Here is a 3089-nt window from a genome sequence, read left to right on the forward strand (position 1 = left end):
ATCATTGCGATTAGTAATTATTGGGGGAGAAAGAGTATTACCCGAAAAAGTCGCAACTTGGTATCAATTAATCGGTAATTATCCGCAGTTAGTTAATAGTTATGGCCCAACTGAAACAACTGTAGTTGCTACTTTATCTAACTTATCAGAAAACACTCTTAATCGTCAGGAAATCCCGATCGGAAAACCAATTAGTAATGTTCAAGTATATGTGTTCGATCGCTACTTACAACCTGTTCCGATTGGAGTACCAGGAGAACTTTTTATTGGCGGTGCTGGATTAGCAAGGGGTTATTTGAACGCCAGAGAATTAACAGCTGAAAAATTTATTAAAAATCCTTTTAATAATTCCAAATTATATAAAACAGGTGATTTAGTAAGATATTTACCGGATGGTAATTTAGAATTTGCTGGAAGAATCGACGATCAAGTAAAATTTAATGGTTTTCGGATTGAATTAGGCGAAATTGAATCTGTCATTAATCAACATTCCCAAGTATCTCAAAGTGTAGTTATTGTTAGGGAAGATAGCCCGGGAAACAAAAGGTTAGTAGCTTATATAGTTCCCGATCGAAACACAGAAATTAGTACGGCAAGTTTGGAAAGTTTCCTAAAAAACAAATTGCCTAGTTATATGGTGCCCAGCATCTATGTAATTTTAGATGCTTTACCTATTAATCCTAATGGCAAAGTCGATCGCCAAGCACTACCTATTCCAGATATTCAAGAAACATTTGTTGCCCCCAGGAATGAGCAAGAAAAAGCGATCGCCCAAATTTGGAGTAAAATTTTTGGATGGTCAGCGATCGGCATTAATGACAACTTTTTCCAACTTGGTGGACATTCGTTAATCGCCACACAAATTTTATCACGAATTCGAGATATTTTTCAAGTTGAAATATCCTTTCAACAACTCTTTGAAAATCCCACAATCAACGACTTAAGTAAAGTCATTAGCCAACAACAATTAAAACAATTATCACCCATAGCCAAAATTCAGCCCATTTCTAAACAAGGTTACTTACCTGTTTCCTTTGCCCAAGAACGAGTGTATTTCATTGAACAATTAGCACCCTCAAGCCGTGCTTATCAATTCCAAGAAAGTTTGCGTTTTCGCGGAGAATTGAACATACCCATTCTGGAACAAAGCCTTAGTGAAATATTGCGCCGTCATGAAATCTTCCGCACCACATTTCCCACAGTAGCAGGAAAGTTAGTCCAAGTAATTCACCCCCCACAACCTGTCAAATTAACCGTAATCAACCTAGAAAATCTTCCTAAATCCCAGCAGGAAGCAGAAGTTGAAAGATTAACAGATGAAGCAGTTCAACAACCATTTGATATTACTAAATTACCTTTAATTCGTTGGAGTTTGTTAAAATTAAGTAATCAAGAATATGTATTAATTCATATTGAACATCACACAGTTCATGATGGTTGGTCATTCAACCTATTTTTGCGGGAATTATTAACATTATATCAAGCCTTTTCTGAAGGGAAACCCTCCCCATTAGCTGAACCTTCACTTCAGTTTGCAGATTTTGCTTATTGGCAAAGACAGTGGGTATTAACAGAACAAGCGCAAGCTCAACTTAACTATTGGAAACAGAAATTAGCTGGCATTCCTCCTTTATTAGAATTACCATTAGCTCGCCCACGCCCAGCGGAGCAAACATACAAAGGCGGAATGTTGAGAATGGAACTTCCCCTGGATCTTTGCCAAGCCCTGAGAAACTTAAATCGGCAAGAAAGCGTAACATTATTTATGAGTATGTTTACGGTTTTTGTAATCATGCTCTATCGCTACAGCGGACAAGAAGACTTATGTGTGGGATCTGGAGTTGCTAATCGACGTTGGCGAGAAACAGAAAACTTGATTGGCATGATTGTTAATAACATTGTTCTCCGCACAAATGTTTCGGGAAATCCCACTTTTAGAGAACTTTTGGCTCAAGTGCGTCAAGTAACTTTAGAAGGATATGCTAATGAAGATTTACCCTTTGATAAAGTTGTAGAAGCGCTTAAACCCGAAAGAAATCTCAGTTATAACCCTTTATTTCAGGTAATGTTCAGTTTTCATGATGCTCAGTTACCTAATTTGAACTTACCTGGGTTGACTATTAAACAGCATGAAGCTGTAACTAACAAATCGGCTAAATTCGATCTTGATATTGTTGTTATTCCCCGTTCTGAACAACGAATCGGACGTAATTCTGAAGCAGAAACCAAGGGAATAGAAACAGACGGAATCACCCTAGTTTGGGAGTATAACAGCGACCTATTTGATGCAGCTACCATCAAAAGAATGATGGAACAGTATCAAACATTGGTAGAAGAAATTGTAGCCAACCCGAATCAAAGAATTGCTCAATTACCTTTACTAACGAAAGAACAAAAAGAGCAAATTTTAGTTAACTGGAACGATACAGAAGTAGCTTTTCCAAAAGTGAAAAATATTCATCAATTAATTGAGGAACAAGTTGAGGAAAACCCAGAAGCGATCGCTGTAATATTTGGGGAACAAAAGCTTAGTTATCGAGAATTAAATGAACAAGCTAACCAACTCGCTCACTATCTGAAAACATTAGGAATAAAGCCTGATGGATTAGTGGGAATTTGTATCGATCGCTCTAGAGAAATGATAGTAGGTTTGCTAGGAATTCTCAAAGCAGGAGGAGCATATCTTCCCTTAGATCCTGCCTATCCCACAGAACGCTTGCAAGACATAATAAATGATGCTCAAGTGTCAATTTTAGTGACAATGCAGCAATGGGCAAATTTAGGGAATGAAGAGTTAGAAATAATTTGTTTAGATAGCCACAAAGAGATAATTTCGCGCCAGAGTCGGGAAAATCCCATCAATAATTTATCAGCTAATAATTTGGCTTATGTAATTTATACATCTGGTTCCACAGGAAAGCCAAAAGGAGTGTTGATTGAACATTATGCTTTGGTTAATTTTACCCAAGCTGCGATCGCAAAATACCAGATTACTGCCAGCGATCGCATTCTCCAATTTGCATCTCTTAGTTTTGATGCGGCTGCTGAAGAAATTTATCCCTGCTTAAGTGCTGGTGGTACATTGGTTT

1 protein-coding gene is annotated in these 3089 nt (G+C 37.5%); it reads left to right on the forward strand.

What is annotated here, in order from left to right:
* Positions 1 to 3089 (forward strand): condensation domain-containing protein (locus ACE1CC_RS00990; protein WP_413268611.1); only part of this gene is annotated, 3089 nt, incomplete at both ends.

It is taken from the genome of Floridaenema aerugineum BLCC-F46 (assembly GCF_041929345.1).
In the GTDB taxonomy this organism is placed as follows: domain Bacteria; phylum Cyanobacteriota; class Cyanobacteriia; order Cyanobacteriales; family Aerosakkonemataceae; genus Floridanema; species Floridanema aerugineum.